Raw genomic sequence first — 659 nt, forward strand, 5'->3', positions numbered from 1 at the left:
CCGGCGATAACTTCAAAGGATTACCTATCACTATAAGCAGAAACCCTCTTGTACTGCGCCCTTGTGTCCTACATCGTCTTTGAGGGGCCGGAGGAAGAACGCAACATGAATACGCTGGTGGAAATGATAAACAGCATGGAAGTCCGGGAGGATGACGAAACCTTCAAAAACGCGGTGGACTATATGTTTGACGGGCTGGAACGCCGCAGCCCCCAGCACTTCGCCGTGAGGCAGTATAAGAAATACAAGCTCGCCAGCGGCAAGACAGCCAAAAGCATTTTGATTTCCTGCGGTGCAAGACTGGCTCCCTTTGATATTCCCCAACTTCGGGAGATCATGTCTTATGACGAACTGGAGCTGGATAAGCTGGGGGATGAAAAATCAGCGCTGTTCTTTCTTATCAGCGACACGGACACCACCTACAACTTTTTGGTTGCCCTCGCTTTTTCGCAGATGTTCAACCTTCTGTGTGAACGGGCTGATAACACCTATGGCGGGCGTCTGCCCTACCATGTGCGGGTGCTATGGGACGAGGCTGCCAACACCGGACAGGTGCCGGGGCTGGAAAAAATCGTGGCTGTCATCCGCTCCCGTGAGATCAGCCTGACGCTTTTTTATCAGGCAATGAGCCAGTGCAAGGCATTGTACAAAGACCATTC

Annotated in this window: 1 pseudogene; it reads left to right on the forward strand. The window is 51.9% G+C overall.

The window, feature by feature from the left end:
* Window positions 1–36: 36 nt before the first annotated feature.
* Window positions 37–659, forward strand: a pseudogene (locus PG722_RS14005) (VirD4-like conjugal transfer protein, CD1115 family); the annotation flags it as partial.

The organism is Butyricicoccus sp. OF27-2pH9A (genome assembly GCF_027693185.1).
GTDB lineage: Bacteria > Bacillota > Clostridia > Oscillospirales > Butyricicoccaceae > Agathobaculum > Agathobaculum butyriciproducens.